This is a genomic window from Aurantimonas endophytica, assembly GCF_014196845.1.
Classification (GTDB): Bacteria; Pseudomonadota; Alphaproteobacteria; order Rhizobiales; family Rhizobiaceae; genus Aurantimonas; species Aurantimonas endophytica.
The window spans coordinates 579,202-597,099 of sequence record NZ_JACIEM010000004.1 but is presented as its reverse complement, the minus strand read 5'-3'; the positions used below and the strand labels follow the sequence as shown (position 1 = coordinate 597,099).

The following is a 17,898-nucleotide window of genomic DNA, read 5'->3' as shown; positions in this document are numbered from 1 at the left end:
AACGACCGACTAATTCATCGTGTCATCGGAGCGCCGCCAGTCGCGGCCGCTGGGGTCCGCGAGCTTCTGAGCCGCCAGAACGACTTCCAGGCGATTGCGAGCATCCAGCTTCTGCATCAGCAACGTCATGTAATGTTTGACGGTTTTCTCGCTGATGCTCAACCGCGCAGCGATTGCCTTGTTGGTGCAGCCTTTCAGCAGAAGTTTGACGATCTGTTCTTCTCGGATGCTGAGATGAGGATTGGCTGAACCTCGCGCAGCCGGCAGGCGAAGTGCTGCGATCACCTTGCTGGCAAGACTGGGCGTTACGAAAGTCTCGCCCTGCATCGTGCTGTTGATCGCAGCCGTTAATTCCCCAGCGGTACTACCCTTCAATACGTAGCCGTTTGCGCCCGCCTCCAACGCATTGATCGCGTGATCGATGCGGTCGGAAGCTGTGAACGCTATGATGATGATCGACGGCGACTTCATCCGTATCCGGGCGATGGAGTCCAATGCATTTCCCGGCATCTGCAGATCGATGAGCAGGACGTCGGGCTGCTTTTCGGTGGCAATTGCCAGGGCATCGGCTGCAGACGCACCGCTGCCGACCACGGCATAGCCTTCGAACTTCGAGAATAGGCTTACCAATCCTTCCCGCAGGACGGGATGGTCATCAATGAAGGCGATCGAGGTAGGTGCCACGACTCGCTCCTGTCATATTATGGCCGCAATTCAGAGGTCGCACAAAATTTCCCCTATGTAAAGATTTCCCGCGCCCTTCGCGCCAAGTGAATTGGAGAGTTGCAGATTTGTTGTGCCCGAGGTCAAAATGTATAATGCAAACTTACCATTCATTTCAATGACTGGTTGTAGTAGGCGGATCCGGTTGCGTGCACGATAACTCGGCCGTCAATTCTGACGAAAAGAATATTCTCGCGGATACTTCGGGAAATCTAGAGGTCTCTGGACATCAGGGTGCCGATCTTTGCGCAGGCTCAGTCTATTATTTTCGATCGTATGCCAATGGCGACCGCATGCAACACGTTGGCCGCGTCGAGATGCTGACATGCCTGTTGTAGCAGGTCTTCCACTCGATGAGGCGTGCTGCCCAGGAGATTGGCGGCCTCCACAATCGAAGTTCCGTCAGCCATAAGCTGCAGACATGCCGCATAGTCAGGCGCCAACGGTTCGGGGTCGCATGGAGCCCACAGAGCATCACTATAAATTGTTCTGTAGCCGACCATGGACCCGTTCCAAAAAGCGTTGCTACTTCTCCGGGTATTCGTCGCTGGTCATGACGCCGCATCGCGACACACGTCCATCGACCCCTCGCCATTATGATCGAGTAGTCATCTACTTACACGTATTTGAGCACTTGTATAGCGTGGCCGATGCTGCAGCTCGATACAAATTCTGTGCGTCTGAGGATATAGTGAGCAATCAGAAAGGCTCTACAATATGAGATGCTCAAACTAATCACTGAGCGAGAAGACTGCGATAGCAGCAGCATTTGAAGCCATCGACTTGTGAAGATCCTCCTGCTGCCAACTCTCCGCCATCCGGCCTCACCTATCCGCACCCTCAAGGGGCCGCCTGGCCAATACAAGCGTTGAGACGCCGAACTTGCGTAGAGGCGTCTTTTCGATGAGCGGCATCATCCGTCGGTAGGCCGATATCGCACTCTTCGGCAGCCACCGGTAGTATTCGAACACTGGCAAAACATAGTCGACCAATTCGATTTCGAAACCTGCGGCTGCCACCACTTCGCGCAACTCGTGCGGCCAATAGTTGCGCGCCGCCATAACTCGCGAGGACCATGCGCTAGGCAGCCAGGGAAGCACTGGAACGGGAAACCCAAAATCCCGGCCCAGGAACTGCATGCCGTGCCCTTCGAAAGGGAACCAGCGATTGGGGCTGATCACCACGATATGCCCGCCGGGCCGCAGAACCCGACGTATCTCTCGAAGCGTCGCCGTCTCGTCAGAGACGTGCTCCAGCACCTCATTCATCAAGGCCGCATCGACTGAGGCGTCGGACAAGGGGAAGTTGTCAGTGCTGCAATGATATTCGGTCAAGCCCGGGCGTCGACCGGACGTCGCCTCGTTCTCCTGCTTGCGAAGATTAGCCTGATCGATCCGGGACTGTTCGGGATCGATACCGATGGCCCTGGCGGCGCCCCAAGCAACCAGCGCCTCCGTGTAGCCGCCGTCGGCACAGCCGCAATCCAGCCAAACGCCTCGCAGCAGGCCCATCTTCTTCAGCTTGCCCAGTCTGTAATTGAGGTTGACCTCCATGGCTGTCGAGCCGCCTGGATGGGGGTAGCGCGGGGCGCTCCTTGCCCTCGGCAGCGACGTGGCGCTTGTCATCATGGCTATCCTCCTCATGTGTGAAGTTGCCGCGGGAGCGTCGATGGATGCGCAAGATCGTCGAGGGACGACGTTTCGGCATGGTCGCCGCCGACGGTCACGGGTTCATGGCCGGGGCTCTCCTGCACGCGGTTCTTCAATCTGAGCAGCGGCGATTCCATCAAGAACCATGAAGCCGTGGACACGAGCAGGCTCAGAGCGATGGCGATCACTGCCTGAGCCCAGAGTGGGACCACGCCGAGATGGCTGATCACGGTGTCGGACTGGAAGATCCCCAGAAAGAAGACGTGCGTCAGATAGATGCCGTACGAAATCTTGCCGATGAAGCGAATGAGGCTGAAATTGCTGAACCACGCGAGCGGGCCCTGCAGATCAGCGTCTGCTCTGGCGACCAGCCATGCAAAGAAGATCCCGACGGACAGATTGAAGGTAAGGTGGCGTACCACGCCATCACCCCAAAGATACCATGCCACGCCTTGGAACACGATGCAGACGATGCCGGTCCAACGCCAGACGGGGCCTGGCTGCAACGGCCGTCCCGCCTGTGCTGCAGCATAGGAGAGCCCCCCAATCAGCACTCCGAGACCCAGAATTTCGAAGTTTCCGAAGAGCGAGAGTTCGAACGACCAGGGGTCGATGGGGGTCGCCAGGACGAGGTTGCGCAGCAGGAAGCCCGTTGCGATGAGCAGGACGGCCACCTTGACGGCATTGCGCCCGGACAGAAGAACAAGGGCAGGCAGGAGGAGATAGAACTGCTCCTCCACCGCCAGCGACCAGAACACCAGCAGCGGGCCACCCGTGGCGGCGAGGTAGTTGCTCGCGTAGACAGCGTGCCACAGCATGAAGTCTCTGACCTCGGGCACACCCAGCGCGAAGAGGACCAGCAGCGTCAGGTAGTAGGCCGGCATGAGCCGGATGGCACGGCCGATGTAGAATCTGCGGACGACATCGCCGGCTGGTTGATCTTCCAGCCTTGCCAGAAGGTTGCGCGTGATCAGAAACCCGCTCAGGACGAAGAACAGGTGCACCCCGAGGGCGCCTGCCCCGATCGGGAAATGATCGCGGATCCAGGGCCCGCCGAAGTGCTCTATACAGACGAGCCCGATGGCGATTGCCCGCAGTCCGTCCAGTTGCCGTCTATAGGCTTGCCGCACGAGCCCAGCCCTCACGTCTGGAGCGGCGACGGAGCCGGATTCTCTTGCAGGGAACCCGGCGCAGCGTTCAGCTTGGTCACGAGGCCAAGGAAAGCCGCCGCGCATGCGCCCTCGATGATGACGGCAAGCGTCCATCCGAGAACCAGTCCCTGGAGTCCGCCGAGTTGGGCGCCTGCCACCGCGAGGCAGACTTCCAGTAAGCCGCCGATCGCGAACCAGTACGCCGCCGTGCGCATCCGGTCGTTGAGCCGCGCCAGCGCGCACGCGTGATACTTGAGCGTCAACCCCAGGAGGCTGAAGCCGAGTAAGCGGAGGCTGGAGCCGGCGATATCGGGATATGCCGGATTGAAGAAGGCGAGGATTTCCTGCGAATAGACCAGGATGACGACGGCGCCGGCGAGCGAGACGAGAAACGATCCGAACAGCGACACCAGGATGTTGTGCCCGGCCTGGTCCGGGTTCGACCTGACCACGGGGAAGAGAGCCGTCGCCGCCACTGCGGGGATCACCGCGGCCGTCGTGACCAGCATCCACAACAACGCGAAGGCGGCGGTGGTCGCCGGCGATAGCAGAACCAGCACGAGGAACGGCATGATGATGCCCGGCGCCTGGAGAGCGACATCGAGTGCGTAGTGGTCGAAGGTCTCGCGCCGAAGCCGATAAAGCAGCCTGAAATCGGGGCGACCGACGAGCCGCCGCATTCCGCCCCGCGAGAGGAGGTCGAAAGCAATCCAGGCTGCCAGAAGGCTTGCCACCCAGGTCAGGAGAATGGCCGCGTCCGAAACATAGCCCACGACCACAGCAGCAGCGATCAGCGCAAGCTTGAGCAGCGAGAACAGCACCTGCTGGACCATCCTGCCAACACTGTTCAGGTTGCCGATCAGCGCATCCTCGAACAGCATGCTGACGACCGTCACGCCGCAACCGAAGAAAAAGGCGGCGCCAACGATCCAGCCATTGATCGGAGCGGCCGGACCGAGAACCAGCGTCTGGCCGACGACGAACGCGAGCGCGAGGACGAGCGCCAGCGCGAGCCCAACCAGAGTCGCGGCGCTGACGAGCTGCGGACCCTTGCTTCGCCGAGGACCGTTTTCGCCGATCAGCAAGGTACCGATGCCCGCCTCGCTCAGGACGCCGGCAAGCCCGACGACGGAGAGAAGAGCCGAAGCCCGGCCGACCGCCTCCGGCGGGAAGAACCGCGCCGCGAGCCACCAGTAGACGAAGCCGAGTACCGCCGCAGCGAGCGTTCCGACCGCCAGAGCTCCGGAATTGACGATGAGCGTCGTGCTTTTCTGGATGGCCTCACGCAGTTGCCCGATCGCCGTCTTGACCCGCTCTAGAAGCACGACGGTTCTCCCAGATTCTCGCGCATCACCACAGGCTGAACGCCAGCGGCCTCCCGCAGGACGTCTCGGTAGACCTGCTCGATCCGGCCGACCACGGCGGTGGATTTCAGGTCCTGCACCCGGGCGAGGCTGGTTATCGCCAGTCGCGCCAGAAGCACTGGATCGTCCAGGAGGCGCTGCATGGCCCGAGCAAGCGCCGAAGCGTCGCCGGGCGGCACGAGGAGGCCGGTTTCGCCCGGGTCGACGATATCCGGCATGCCGCCGATATCGGAGGCGACGACAGGCTTGCCCGAAGCCATCGCTTCCATGACGACCGTGGCGCAAGCCTCCGGACCCGTCGACGGCAGGACGCCGAAGAGCGAGCGCCGCCACGCGTGCATGATCGCGGCATGCGGCCAGGTGCCGAGAACGTGGACGTTGGGCGGGAACCTCGATGGGGTGTCGGGGGTCCGGCGCCCGATCAGCACCAGCGGTGGCGCCCGCTCCAGCCTGGCATAGGCTTCAAGAAGAACCTCGATTCCCTTGAGCCGCATCATGTCGCCAACGAAGAGGATGAAGCCGTCGGCGGGCAGCTTGTCCAGGCACGGTTCTTCGGGGCCAGGCACCCCGATCTCGTCGGGCACGAAGTTCGGAATGACTTCGTGGGGCGTCCCTGTCCCGGCGAGATTGGTATAGCGCGCTACCGCATGGCTGACTGGGATGAAGCGGTCCACGCCCCGGCGGGCAAGGAAACTGGTACCCCAGTTTCCCAGCGTGACGGCGGTCGCCTTCAACGCCCCGTAGTGGCGGGATGCGCAGGGAATACATTTCGTCAGCGCCCTGCCGCTGCAAAGCTGCGTGCCCCTGTGCATCAGGTTCTTTTTCGCGCAGGCCAGCCCGTAATCATGGAGCGTGACCACCAGCGGAATTCTGTTGGTCACGTTGACCGGGAGAAACGAGGCGTAGATCCAGTTATGGGCATGGACGACGTCCGGGCTCTCCTGCACCACCAGACGCCTCAAAGCTGACGCCAGCTCGGGATCGGGGAAAGGCGGCGCATGGGGGCGCTCAGGATCGGCATGAATGGCCGCCAGTCGTTGCAGCGTACCGGGCAGTCGATGCACGCGGACCGAGCCGTCCCATTCCACTTCTGGCGAACCGGGATGCCGCGACGTGCCCACGGCCACCGTATGGCCCCGCTTGGCCAGCGCTGCGCCGAGGTTGCGGACATGCCGCTCCTCGCCGCCGATCACCGGAGGATAGAATTGCGAGAGCAGCAGGATACGCATGGACTGCCTCCGTTACGTCAGGATCCCGGCACCAGCGCGGAAACACGGCGGTAAAGCTGCAGGTCGGCGAGCTTCAGCAATTTGGCCTCGGCGTTCTGCGGCCTGGCCTCTCTTGGCACCTGAACTTGCCGCGTCCACGACTCGCCGGGAGCGACTGCCAGTGACGGAAAGATCGCGAACGGGCGGCCGTCGATGGTGATTTCCAGGTCGAAATGCTGGGTTTCCGCTTCGCCGCTCCGCAGACCGACGGAGAGTTGGCCATCCGCCGACGGGAGGATCCACAGTTCGGTAAACTCGAACTGCTTCTGAGCGGCTTCGTCGTGCACGGCGACCGCATAGGCGCTTGTGGCAAGCAGCGCCGCGAAGAGGAATGCCGAGACATGCCTTGCTCGCAGGCCTTCAGGCCACTGCCATTCCGGCAAATCGGAAGCGCTGCGGCGTCGCGCGGCAATGATCGAAGCCAAGACGACGACGGTTCCGAACCAGGCGGCCCATCCCAACGGGGTCAGCAGGCCTGATGAATGGAGGAAGAAGCCGCCGGCAATTCCCGCTACGAGACTCATCCCGACCATGCAAACGAGATCTTCAAGCGTCGACCCGGTTCTGTAGCCTGCGGCCCTCAGCAGCGCGTGGCCGCTAGCTACGAGTACAAGCGGTATACCCAGGAGGGTGCGAAGAAGGCTGCTGTCGCTGGAGGCGACGGCGATGACCGTTGCCGCGGCCCAGATGCATGCAGCGAGAAGATGCCGATTATCAGAGGGGTTCATGCAAGCCCCTCACGTCGTAGATCCTGATCCAGCCATTGTCGTAGATGCGGACGACGCCGTCGACGTTATCGAACTTGAGCAACGCTTCCGGCAGCAGTGCTTCGCGGTTCGAGTCCCACGGCTCGAAATAGAAGCCGAAAACCGGCCTGGACTGGGAAAGGCGCATATCGACCAGCAGGAAGTCGATGTCGCTTCGCGCCAAGGCGTAGAGATTGTCGCCCTCCAGTTGCTCGGCCTCGTAAATTCGTGCGGTCGCGACGCCATCGACGACGTCGACCCTGACGTCCTGTTGGCCATAGCCGGCCAGCAGCAGCCGATTGACGCGGTCCGCGATGAAGCCGTTCCCTACGCCCAACCACTCCCGCGTCCATCGCGCCGCCTGGATGGCCATCGGCTCCATCGACTCCGAGTCAGCCCCTGCCCTGTAGGGGCCCCGGATCGGATTGAGGGAAGAGGCCGTCACGCCGGCCATGACGATGACCGCCAAGGCAGACGCCGGCAGCACACGACGCCATCCGCGCGGTGCCGGGCCTTGCCAGAAATGGACAAGGCTCACCGCGACCACTAGCCCGACTCCGAAGAAGACGAACGTTCCCATGCGATTGCCGATTTCCCATCCGCCGACCGTCAGCCGGAAGGCCATGGCAATCGGAAACCCGAAGGCCAGGACGGTCAGGAACAAGGAGCGGCTGTCGCGCCAGCGTCGCTCGAAGATCTTGGCGATCGGTTTCCAACCACTGCTCGGGGCCGCCTTGACGGCCAAGGCCAGGGACCGGAAGAACCCGGTCGCCAGGCCGAGCGCCAGAAGCAGAACGGCGACGAGCGTCGTCAGCCGTGTTCCGAGCGGTTGCGGCGGTATGCCCAAGGGATCTGTCGGGCGGGTCGTATCGGACAGGCTGTCGAGCCGCTGGAGCAGAGCCTCGAGCCCCCCTTCGATCACCGGACCCAGATAATTGACCACCGGGTTGCCGCGGACACCCATCCACGCGAGCGGCAAGGCGACGGCGAAGAGGGCCAGGACAGCCGCGATCGTCACGTCGCGTCGCGAGGCGTCGCGGCGCAGAACCTCGAGAATGGCAATAGCCACGAAATAGATGATCGCATAGGTGGCGCTGAGGTGATGGGTGACCGCAAGTCCCGCCAGCAGAACGACGATCAGCACGGCTGCCCTCAGCCGGGAGACGTCATCGCGGTTCCTCGAGGCTGCCTCGATCGCGAAGCCAAGGAGGCACAGCACGATGCCGAGGCTCTCATAGGAGAACTTCGACGTGAACTGGACGTAAGTCGAGCAGCCCATATAGACCAGACAGGCGATGGCGGAGAGGCGGGCGGATCCGGTGATGCTCTCGAATAGCAGGAACAGCGCGCCGACGAACACGCATCTCAGCACTGCCAGGAGCAGCGTCCCCGCCACGAACACCGGCAGCCCGGTCATCTCGACGATCGCCGACGTCAAGATCTGCAAGCCAGGGTAGTCCGGCCCGACATCAAGCAGCGGGTTGGAGGCGAACAGTCGGCCGGCCGTCGTCAGGTAGTCGGTCGCGATCCAGTGCAGGAACTCGTCGTGATCGCTGAAGCTCGTCGGCGCATAGACGCTCTTGTAGTAGAAGAGCCCTCCCGCAAGGAGGAAGAGCAGGAAGAGGCGCTCCCCCCGCGCGACCATCGGCCACGAGATCCGAAACGTCGTCGGGACCACCACGAGGATCACGCCGGACCAGAACAGCAAGGAGGCGGCGCCTTCGCCCCGACGTCCGGCACCCTGCCCCGCGACGACAAGCAGAAGCCCGGCCGCGACAACCAGGCAAAGCGCCGAGACCCAACCAAAATTAATCGAGCGGGATGCCTCGCCCTTGGCCGGCTCGCCGAGATCAGGTCCGATGAGGGTCTCGATCAGCCGAAAGCGGCTCCGGAACGTCCTTGCCTCGGTCCTTGCGGCGTTGTCGGCGGATATGGTCGACATCACGCGGGCTCTGCAGGCGGCATTCCCACCTCGAGCGGAAGCCGCACCGGCGTCGAACCGCCCGCAACTTCCCGGTACACGTCGCCGAGCGCCTGGGCGCAGGCCTCCCAGTCCGGCAGAACCATGTCGGGAACTTGCCGGCGGGACGACAGCTCCTCGGCGATGGCCGCGGCCAGCACCTGCGCCGAGGAGTCGATGGGAACACCGCGGCAAAGCCCCCTTTCGACCAGTTCCAGCAGCCCGCTCGTCGTACTCACAAGGACCGGCCGGCGCAGCGCCAGCGCTTCCATTACGGCGACGGGGTGAGCTTCGTATTCGCTGAACAGCGCAAAAAGTCCGGCTCCCGCGAGGAGATCGGCCATACGCTGCCGGTCGGATCCTGGAATGGCGGAAATCGTGACTCGCTTTTCGAGCCCCAGCATCTCGACCAGGCGCCGCAAGTCTTCCTCATAGGGCCCGGTTCCGACGATGTGCAGGCGGGCATCCGGAATGCGCCGGAGAAGTTCGGGAAACGCCGCGACGATCCGGTGGTGACCCTTGTACCGCTCCAGCCTGCCGACGGAGAGCACGAGATGCGGATCTACTTTGACGCCTGTACTTGCGCGGGGCATTGCCGCGCCATTCGGGATGACGATGAAGCGCTCCCGCGGCACGCCCATCCTGGCACTGAAGAAATCCGCTTCGAACTGCGAGACACCGATCAGCCGGTCAGCGCGGTTCACCAAGGGACGCAGCAGAGCGTGTTGAGGTCGACGAACCATGTTGCGCAGGCGCGAGGAGTGCCCCCCGCTGTGAAAGGTCAGGACGAAAGGAGTGCCGCTCTGAAGGGCCGCGCAGAGGCCGATCGGCGCCACGAACGTGCTGTAGCCCTGGAAATGGATGACGTCCCATTCCCCCTCCCTGATCGCTCGGTAGATGGCCGGGGCGATGTACAGGTCGCGGTTTTTCGGCCATGCCGGCACGCGCCGGAGCCGCATGCCACGGACAGTCTCCTCCACCGGAAGGTCGCCTGTCGGATCGGTCGTGAGAATGTCGACCTCGTGCCCGCGCGACACCAGCCGGGGCCCGACTTCTTGAATGTGGGTTTCGATACCACCCATCAAGGGATGGCACCGGGCGGCGACCATCAGGATACGCATCGGTACCTCGGAGTACAGGAAGGCGCTTCAAGCAGATTCCGTGATTGCCCTGCCGCTCACGGCATCCCGTGCTGGACGAGCGGGGCCGGCGCCAGAACGCGTTCACGCAGAATGGTAGTCAGGACGCGCCAGCCATCCCTGATCGCATGCAGATTGCTTTCGCCACTGATGCGCGGAGCCTCGAAGCTCGGCACCTCGACGATCGCCAGCTGGTTCTTGAGCGCGCGCACGTTGATCAGTGTCTCGATCTCGAACCCGTCGCAGTCGCAGTCCAGTGTCGCGACGTGCTTTCTCCAGAAGGCGATGTACCCGTAGCAGAGATCGGAAAACACGCCGCCGTAGAGTATGCGGACGGTCAGTGTCAGGCCCCAGTTCCCGAGCATCCGGACGAACGACATGTCGCCGGTGCCCGCGCCTTGCAGAAAGCGCGACCCCTTGACCAGATCGGCGCCGGCCATCAGCGCACCGACGAAGACCACGGCTTCCTCGGGAACCATCGAACCATCTGCATCGATCATGACGATGATGTCGCCGGTGGCGGCCGCGAAGCCCGCTCGCAAGGCTGCGCCCTTGCCACGGCGGCCCTCCATGACGATCGTTGCATCCGGGCGAAGCCGGCGGGCGACCATGACGGTATCGTCCGTCGATCGGCCATCCACGATGACCACTTCGTGGGCCCAGCTGGGGATACGTGGCAGAAGCCATGGCAGGTTGTTCGCCTCGTTGAGGGTCGGGATGACGAAGCTGACGCGCGGCAAAGGCAGCGACGGCGCCGCTCCGGCCACAGGCGACGCCAGAGCGCCGGTCGACGAAAGGTCGTTTGGAACCAGGATGTTCACGACAGCACCTCGCTTTCACGCTCCAAGAGGAATTCCGGCGAAGCGCTGGCTTTGGCCGGCGGGGGCAAACGCAACCTCGGGACCCGCTTCCGGTCGGTCGCCAGATAATGAGCGAGGTACCGGGCGGGGTATCGGCTGCCGTAGACGAAGCGGCACACCGGACCGAAGCTCGGCGCCGCGGCCGGACCGACGAAGTGCAGGCCGGGAACCGACGTCTCGTAGTTTCGTGTCAGTGTCGGCGCTCCGCCTGTCAGGCGAAGATGGTTGAGGATCGCGGGGCTCAGGAAGCCCAGACGGCTCACGTCGATCCTGTAGCCGGTGGCATAGATGACGTGATCGGCCTGAAGGACCCGCCGTTGTCCGGCGGCATCAGCCAGCATCAGCTCGACCCTGTCGCCCCGAACATCGGCGGAGCAAATCGTCTGGCCAAGCCGAAGCGGCACTCCAGCCACTCGTTCCTTCGCGGAGGCGCTGCCAAATGGTCCAAGGGCCTTGCCGTAGGCCAGCCCGAAGCGTGCCTCCTCGGACAGAAGATGGATCAGCTGCGGATACTTGGCGCATATTGCCAGTGACCAGCCCTGCCCAATTCCACTGGTTGGAGCGGTCAGGCGCTCGACCAGCGTCCGGGGTCGAGGGCGTGACGCAAAGCGTAGTCGGCTTTGGCGCGCCACAAGCGTCGTGCGTATTCCCCGTTCGTGAAGCAATGCCGCGAGATCGGTCGCGGATGCCCCGCTGCCGACGACGACGGTTTCCTTGCCATCGAGGTGCTCCAGGGAGCCATAATCGCTGCTGTGCGAGCGGAGCTGCGACGGCAGCTGCGCGACATCCTCCGGCAGGTGCCGGAAAGGGCGCAAGCCGACGGCAATGACGACCCGGCGGGCGTCGACGGTCTCGCCGTCGGCAAACCTGACGCGAAACCCGTCAGCACCCGGTTCCAGCGACGTCAACGTTCTCTTCTCGCAAGAACCAGCCACGAAGCGTTCCTGGAAAGCTTCGCCATACTCGATGAACCGGTCGAGCGGCAGCGGTATCAACTCGTCATGATAGGGATACCCGCGCTCGGCGCAGAAGCTTCGGAGGGAGAACTGCGCGTCCGGCCCTGGTATGCTTGAGGCCCAGGGATAGGATTTCAACAACATGCCTGCAGGCATGTTGTTCTTCCAGGCCGCCATCGTCTCACCGAAAAGACGATACTCGACATTGCGCGTCTGCAAATGCGCTGCCAGCGCTAGCCCATACGGACCCGCTCCGATGATCGCAACATCCGTCGTGCTCAATCTGGTCAAGGCATGCTCCTGCGTGCAAGCGGACAGCCGAGTTGAGGGCACAGTGAGCGTTCGTTGTTGAAGCCCCACCCGCTGAATGGTTCCGAACATCATCGCTGGGCCGGGAGGCGGCAATCCGTTAACAATGGTTAATACCTAAGTTGCAGGCATTAACCCGAGTACATTTTGTTTATTTTATAGGATTTTTCTTTGGCCACTATGTAACCAATATATCATCCAGGGGTATTGCTAGATTTTGGGCGCGTCGTCGACGCAGGGTGCGTCTATCGCGACAGGAGCCTATTGGCATCTCTTCGCTTGTTCAGCGGCTTAGGCTGAACGCCAAGGTCTCGGCCTCTTGTTGGAAACCGCGTCGCCCCGAGATCCGTCAGAAGTTCGGGCGCGCAGTTCGTATCGTCGACGATGTTTCTCAGCGCCACTGGACGTTTGGAGTACTCCGTCGCGGTGACGTGGTGCTGCCTCAGCGATTCCGGCTGAGTAGCCTGGTGGTTTTGTCCATGCCTTCCGCTGCTCGGCCCATACCGCCACCAACACTCGATGCGAGCGACATGGGAGCTCGAGATAATCGCGACCGAACAAGGTGTTGCCCGCCCGAATGGTGTCGACCTTTCAGCACGGGTTTGTTGGCTGGTAGGCGATTGAGGTCTCCTGGCCTTCTCGGAACCGCCCGAAGAGGTCGATCACTTCCAGCCCGTGATGTCGGTTGTAGGTGTGACACCCGGACGTACCGGCCACGATGCGGCCGACTGGGGTTTGCTCGAAAGTCAGATTGTTGAGCGCGTCCACCCGGAAGAACGTCAGTCCGCCGCCATAGAAGCGGCTGCAATCCTGGACGGGTCGCAGAAGCCATTCGCCTCGCTGGAACAACGCCCCTGCCGGGCGACTGCACGCCGCATCGATCGTCACGGGATTCTTGAAATGCGCCCGCCACGGTTTGGTGAGACCTTCCGCACGGTAGAGGCCCAGCATGTCCCACGCTGTCGATTTCCATGATCGGAGGCTGGCGAAAAACCAAAGCTTGTCGCGCTGGAAGAGCGGTGTGACGTCATAGGCTTCCAGCCCTTCGGCAAGGCAAGCCACGCGGGTCCACCGGTGAGGAAACGGTTCGGCCTTGTAGAGATAGACACTCCTGGATGCCCCCGACTCCGGGATCATCCAGATCTCTCCCGAATGCTCGAACACGAACGGGTAGGAAAGATGGTGCGGTTCTTCAAGGACGATACGAGGCGTGCTGACCATGCCGTTCCGCTCGACCGTCGCGACCGCAATGCACCCCCGGTTGGACGCGTAGGGAAAGAGCTCAAGAAAGATATAATTCTGCGATTGATGACGGAAGGGAAAGGGATCGGCGACATAGCTCTCGCCGCCGCCGGTGAGGACCTGGAATGCTGCCTCGCCCTTGTCGAGCAGGCTGGCTGTTTCATCGAGCCGCCAGCCGATCGTCCAGCTACTTCCTCTCCGCAGCAGCACATCGAGGAGTTTGGTCGCTTTTCGAGCCGACATGCGCGCCGCATGCGCGAGGCAGAGAACAGATAAAGCGGGGGACGTCACTCCGCGCGGCATCGGCAAGTCCGGGCCGGATCCCACGCGGGCACCGACGCGGATGGCCTTGGCGATCAGTTCGGCCGCGCAGGCGAGGACGCCGTCGAGACTGGCGGAAAAGAGCTCCCGGTCGGCACTCGCGGGATGGGCCCTCCAGGGCTCGGCGGGGCGGGCCGTGTCGTATAGCTCGACCAGCAGTTCCTGATCGCCAGCCAGGGCCGCCATCGTCCCGACCTCGCCGGGGACGCCGTTGAAGCTCGGTGTGAGGACGCGGCCCGCAGCTGGCAGGATGCCTCCGCCGCTGAAATCGACGAGAACATCGATCTCGCCCCCCGGGTGTGGAGGAAACATCCGGAGCTGATCTTCGATCGGATCGGTAGCCCCGTCACCTCGCGAGCCGAAGATGAGCCGCTCGAATTCCACGAGCATTCGGCAGGAAGGAGGGAGTGGACGGCGGTGTGTCGAGAAGCTGAGGAAGATCTCGTTGCCGGGCATTTCAGCAAGAGATTGCGCGACCCAGAGGTTCCAGCGCAGGAGCCGCGAAGGATCACATCTCAGCACGATACGCATACGACGCCTCCGGCCGCCACGCTCTGATGATCAAGCAAGCCATCCCCGAGGGTTTTTCGGCTCCCGCCAGGCCCTTTGTGACTGGCAATGCCGATGATTGCGGCAGCTGCACGCATCGGACCGAAGGCGATCTACCCCCTATCATGTCCGAACCTGCCAGGTGCGCCCGTCATCCGAACTCTTAAGGATTACGGACGCTAGACCGGAGTAATTACCGCTTCGGAATCTTTGCATTCGTTAAGATTGCTGGTCAGCTTAGATCCGACTTGGCTATCCCCCCAAGGCCCTGGATGAGCAAGATGATGTTGCGAGTACTGTCGGTTGCGCTGCTGTGCGCTTTGCCGGCGCCCTCCCTTGCAGAAGGGCCGGCGAAAGGCGGGTTCGTGGAGGCATCCGGGACGCAGTTCAGCTTGAACGGCCGCCCCTTCTTCATCACGGGCGTGAACATTCATTACCTTACCTATGCGTCGCGCCAGGAAGTCATCCTTGCCCTCGACGATGCAGTGGCCCTCGGTGCCAACGTCGTCCGGCTTTTCCTGCAACCCGTGATCGGCTCGCTCGACGGGCGTATCCCGACGATCTGGGACTGGCGCAGCGAGGCCAGCTCCTACGACCTGGGCGTCAACGGGAACTACCTGCTCTCCTGGGACGCTCAGGCCGACAAGATGGCGATCAACGACGGCGCGAACGGCATCCAGAAGGTGGATTTCGTCATCGCCGAGGCCGCCAAACGGGAGCTCAAGCTCGTCATCGGCTTCCTGGATTTCTGGAGCTACACCGGCGGCTCCCAGCAGATGCGGGCCTGGTACGGCAGCTCGAGCGAGGACGAGTTCTTCTTCAGCGACCCGCGCCCCAGGCAGGACTACGTCACCTGGGTCGACTTCGTCGTGAACCGGGTCAATCCGCTGACCGGTCTCGCCTACCGCGACGACCCGACCATCATGGCCTGGGAACTGATGAACGAGGGCTACGCCAAGCCGGAAGCGCTACGCCTGTCCTGGACCGCGGAGATGTCGGCGCACATCAAGTCCATCGATCCCAACCACCTTGTCAGTTCCGGACATGCGAACGTCTTGGAAAGACTGTCAGATCTGACGATCCCGACGCTCGATTTCGGCACCTGGCATGGCTACCCGCTCTATTACGACCTGAGCGTCCAGGACTTCGACACGATGATCGGCGAATTTTGTGAAATGGCAGCGCTCGCCGACAAGCCGGTCCTTCTGGAGGAATTCGGCTACGCCCGTTCCAATCCCGACATGCTGCAAGCCTATGGAATGTGGCTCGACACGCTCGCGCGAGACCCCGACTGCGCCGGATGGATGATCTGGCGCCTGGCACCGCGGCAGGATGACGGCCAGTATCCAGTAGACGAGCACGACCAGTTCGACATCCGCAACGATGGGAGCCCGTTGTGGAAATTGGTGCAGGCGGCGGCTTCCCGTGGGGCCTGGCGTGTCGAACCTTCGACGATCGGCTCTCTAGCCGATGACGACCGGCGGGTTCGCCCATGAACATCGCACCATCTTCTGCGGGTACGGCGACAGCAGACTCCCCCAGGATGTCCGTCGTGATCTGCGCGCACACACTCGATCGATGGAACGAACTGTCCGGCGCCATCGACTCCGTGATCGCGCAGGACCGCGCCGCGCATGAGATCATCCTGGTCATCGACAACAACGAGGCGTTGCGCGAGCGTGCGGCCCGGACCTTCGTGAATGCGACGGTCCTCGCGAACACCGGCGAGCCAGGTCTTTCGGGGGCGCGAATGACAGGCGTCGACCATGCGACGGGCGACCTGATCGCGTTTCTGGACGATGACGCAGTGGCGGAAGCCGGGTGGCTGGCGGCCCTGATCCAATCCTACCGTGACCCAGCCGTCCTGGGCGTTGGCGGCCCCGTGGAACCGCTGTGGCGGACCAGGAGGCCCTACTGGTTTCCGACGCAATTCGACTGGGTCATCGGCTGCACCTATGACGGCATGGACATCCGGAACGGACGCATCCGCAACCCGATCGGCGCAAACATGTCCGTGCGGGCGGACGTGCTTCGACGGACCGGCGGATTTTCGTCGCATCTCGGGCGTCGCAAGCTTGGTTTTTCGGTCAGCGGCAAGGCCCGGACCGGCGGCAAGGCCGAGAGCTGCGAAGAGACCGAATTCTGCATACGCGCGTGCCGCCTGTATCCGGGTGGCTACTTCGCATTTCACCCGCGCGCGCGGGTGCTTCACATCGTGCCTGCCCAGCGGGCGACCTGGAAGTATTTCGTCAACCGCTGCCTGGTCGAAGGAACGGCAAAGGCGACCCTGGCCGGGTTGGCGGGAGCCAAAGGACTGAATGCGGAGGGTCGCTACGTTCGCCAGGTCCTGCCCCGCGCGGTCGCAGAGGATCTCATGGCGGCGTTGAGCGGAGAGGGCCGGGCCGCCGCTCGGGCCGGAGCCATCACAGTGGGTTTCCTCCTCACGGCATTTGCCTACGCCAGAACTCGGCTCATGGGTTTCCGGCTTTTGGCCGGACGACCCGAAATCGGAAGTCAGACACTCTAGGCCGCGGCACTGCGGCCAACCCTTGGACAGTGTGCACGGAAGGAACAGTTCCATGACGGTAATGGTGACCGGAGGAGCCGGCTTCATCGGCGGTCATGTCGTGCTGGCGCTTCTTGATCGCGGCGAAGTGCCGCTCGTGCTCGACGACCTGTCCACCGGCTCACGCAGTGCGGTCCCGGCCGGGGTGCCGTTCCATGTCGGGGATGTCGGCGACATGAAACTGACGTCGCGCCTCGTCCGAGAGTATGGCGTGGAAGCGATCCTGCATTTCGCCGGCAAGATCGTCGTGCCGGAATCGATCTTCGACCCGCTTGGCTACTACCTGGCAAACACACTGAAGACGCATGCGCTCCTGGACGTCGCGGTTCAGACGGGCGTCAAGCATTTCGTCTTCTCGTCGACGGCCGCCGTCTATGGCGACCCGCGCACCGTCCCGGTCACCGAGACCGCTGACACGCTGCCACTTTCACCCTACGGCAGATCCAAACTGATGACCGAGCAGATGCTTGCCGATGTCGATACCGCCTATGGGCTGCGTCATGTCGCGTTGAGATACTTCAATGTCGTCGGTGCAGACCCGGATCGGCGTCATGGGCAGTCGACCCCGCAGGCAACCCATTTGTTCAAGGTCGCGCTTGAGACAGCGCTCGGGCGACGCTCGCACCTCGATATTTATGGCAGCAGCTACCCAACTCCCGACGGCACCTGCATCCGAGATTACATTCACGTGTCGGACCTGGCGCGGGCTCATTTGGCAGTGCTGGATCATCTTCGGAGCGGCGGCGCTTCGCGAATTTTCAATTGCGGCTACGGCCGGGGCTACTCGGTTGCGGAAGTCGTCGAGACGGTCAAGGCGGTCACGGGCACCGACTTCGAGGTGCGCCGGGCTCCGCCCCGGCCCGGAGATCCGGCCGAGATCGTTGCCGACAGCAACGAACTCCTGAAGCTTGGATGGCAGCCGGAACTGAACGACCTGCGGACCATGGTCGACGATGCCTGGCAATGGGAACGGAAGCTGGCCGTTTCTCAAGCCAATGAACAGATGAATCGCTGTACTTTGCCAATGTCTCCTGTTGTTGCCTGACGGCGATAAAAGAAATGCCGAATTACGTGCAATATATAGTGTCTTTTTGA

Annotated in this window: 14 protein-coding genes; 3 read left to right on the top strand and 11 right to left on the bottom strand. The window is 62.6% G+C overall.

Annotated features, from left to right (window positions below; genetic code table 11):
- Positions 1–9: 9 nt before the first annotated feature.
- From GGR03_RS17280 to GGR03_RS17230, 11 genes are all read right to left on the bottom strand, one after another.
- Complete coding sequence (locus GGR03_RS17280; RefSeq protein ID WP_183209983.1) at positions 10–684, bottom strand: response regulator; 675 nt, start codon at positions 682–684, stop codon at positions 10–12.
- An 863-nt stretch (positions 685–1,547) separates the two neighbouring features.
- A complete protein-coding gene (locus GGR03_RS17275; RefSeq protein ID WP_246368115.1) occupies positions 1,548–2,276 on the bottom strand; it encodes a class I SAM-dependent methyltransferase in 729 nt (242 codons plus the stop codon).
- An 86-nt stretch (positions 2,277–2,362) separates the two neighbouring features.
- On the bottom strand, positions 2,363–3,502 hold the full coding sequence (locus GGR03_RS17270) for an acyltransferase family protein (protein WP_183209981.1): 1,140 nt from the start codon (positions 3,500–3,502) through the stop codon (positions 2,363–2,365).
- Positions 3,503–3,513: 11 nt separating this feature from the next.
- Positions 3,514–4,848, bottom strand: a complete 1,335-nt coding sequence (locus GGR03_RS17265) for an oligosaccharide flippase family protein (protein ID WP_183209980.1) — start codon at positions 4,846–4,848, stop codon at positions 3,514–3,516.
- On the bottom strand, positions 4,839–6,080 hold the full coding sequence (locus GGR03_RS17260) for a glycosyltransferase (protein WP_183209979.1): 1,242 nt from the start codon (positions 6,078–6,080) through the stop codon (positions 4,839–4,841). Before GGR03_RS17260 ends, GGR03_RS17265 begins: the two co-directional genes overlap by 10 nt.
- Positions 6,081–6,133: 53 nt before the next feature.
- Positions 6,134–6,883, bottom strand: coding sequence for a hypothetical protein (locus GGR03_RS17255; protein ID WP_183209978.1), 750 nt, complete (start codon positions 6,881–6,883; stop codon positions 6,134–6,136).
- A complete protein-coding gene (locus GGR03_RS17250) occupies positions 6,870–8,843 on the bottom strand; it encodes a hypothetical protein (protein ID WP_183209977.1) in 1,974 nt (657 codons plus the stop codon). The genes GGR03_RS17255 and GGR03_RS17250 overlap by 14 nt, the downstream gene beginning before the upstream one ends.
- A complete protein-coding gene (locus tag GGR03_RS17245) occupies positions 8,843–9,982 on the bottom strand; it encodes a glycosyltransferase family 4 protein (RefSeq protein ID WP_183209976.1) in 1,140 nt (379 codons plus the stop codon). Before GGR03_RS17245 ends, GGR03_RS17250 begins: the two co-directional genes overlap by 1 nt.
- 56 nt (positions 9,983–10,038) lie before the next feature.
- The gene (locus tag GGR03_RS17240; protein WP_183210091.1) at positions 10,039–10,767 is read right to left on the bottom strand and encodes a glycosyltransferase; all 729 of its coding nucleotides are present in this window, start codon (positions 10,765–10,767) and stop codon (positions 10,039–10,041) included.
- Between the two features lie 50 nt (positions 10,768–10,817).
- The gene (locus tag GGR03_RS17235) at positions 10,818–12,107 is read right to left on the bottom strand and encodes an FAD-dependent oxidoreductase (RefSeq protein ID WP_183209975.1); all 1,290 of its coding nucleotides are present in this window, start codon (positions 12,105–12,107) and stop codon (positions 10,818–10,820) included.
- 609 nt (positions 12,108–12,716) lie between these two features.
- Positions 12,717–14,219 carry a glucosamine inositolphosphorylceramide transferase family protein gene (locus GGR03_RS17230; RefSeq protein ID WP_183209974.1) on the bottom strand — a complete coding sequence of 501 codons (1,503 nt, stop codon included), beginning with the start codon at positions 14,217–14,219 and terminating at the stop codon, positions 12,717–12,719.
- 410 nt (positions 14,220–14,629) lie between these two features.
- Here GGR03_RS17230 and GGR03_RS17225 point away from each other — a divergent pair, with 410 nt between their 5' ends.
- The 3 genes from GGR03_RS17225 to galE are packed head-to-tail and all read left to right on the top strand — an operon-like array spanning position 14,630 to position 17,848.
- Positions 14,630–15,733, top strand: coding sequence for a glycoside hydrolase 5 family protein (locus GGR03_RS17225; protein ID WP_246368111.1), 1,104 nt, complete (start codon positions 14,630–14,632; stop codon positions 15,731–15,733).
- A 47-nt stretch (positions 15,734–15,780) separates the two neighbouring features.
- Positions 15,781–16,764, top strand: coding sequence for a glycosyltransferase family 2 protein (locus tag GGR03_RS17220; protein WP_183209972.1), 984 nt, complete (start codon positions 15,781–15,783; stop codon positions 16,762–16,764).
- A 52-nt stretch (positions 16,765–16,816) separates the two neighbouring features.
- Positions 16,817–17,848 (top strand): UDP-glucose 4-epimerase GalE, encoded by a 1,032-nt coding sequence (galE, locus tag GGR03_RS17215; RefSeq protein WP_183209971.1) that lies wholly within the window; start codon positions 16,817–16,819, stop codon positions 17,846–17,848.
- Positions 17,849–17,898: the final 50 nt, after the last annotated feature.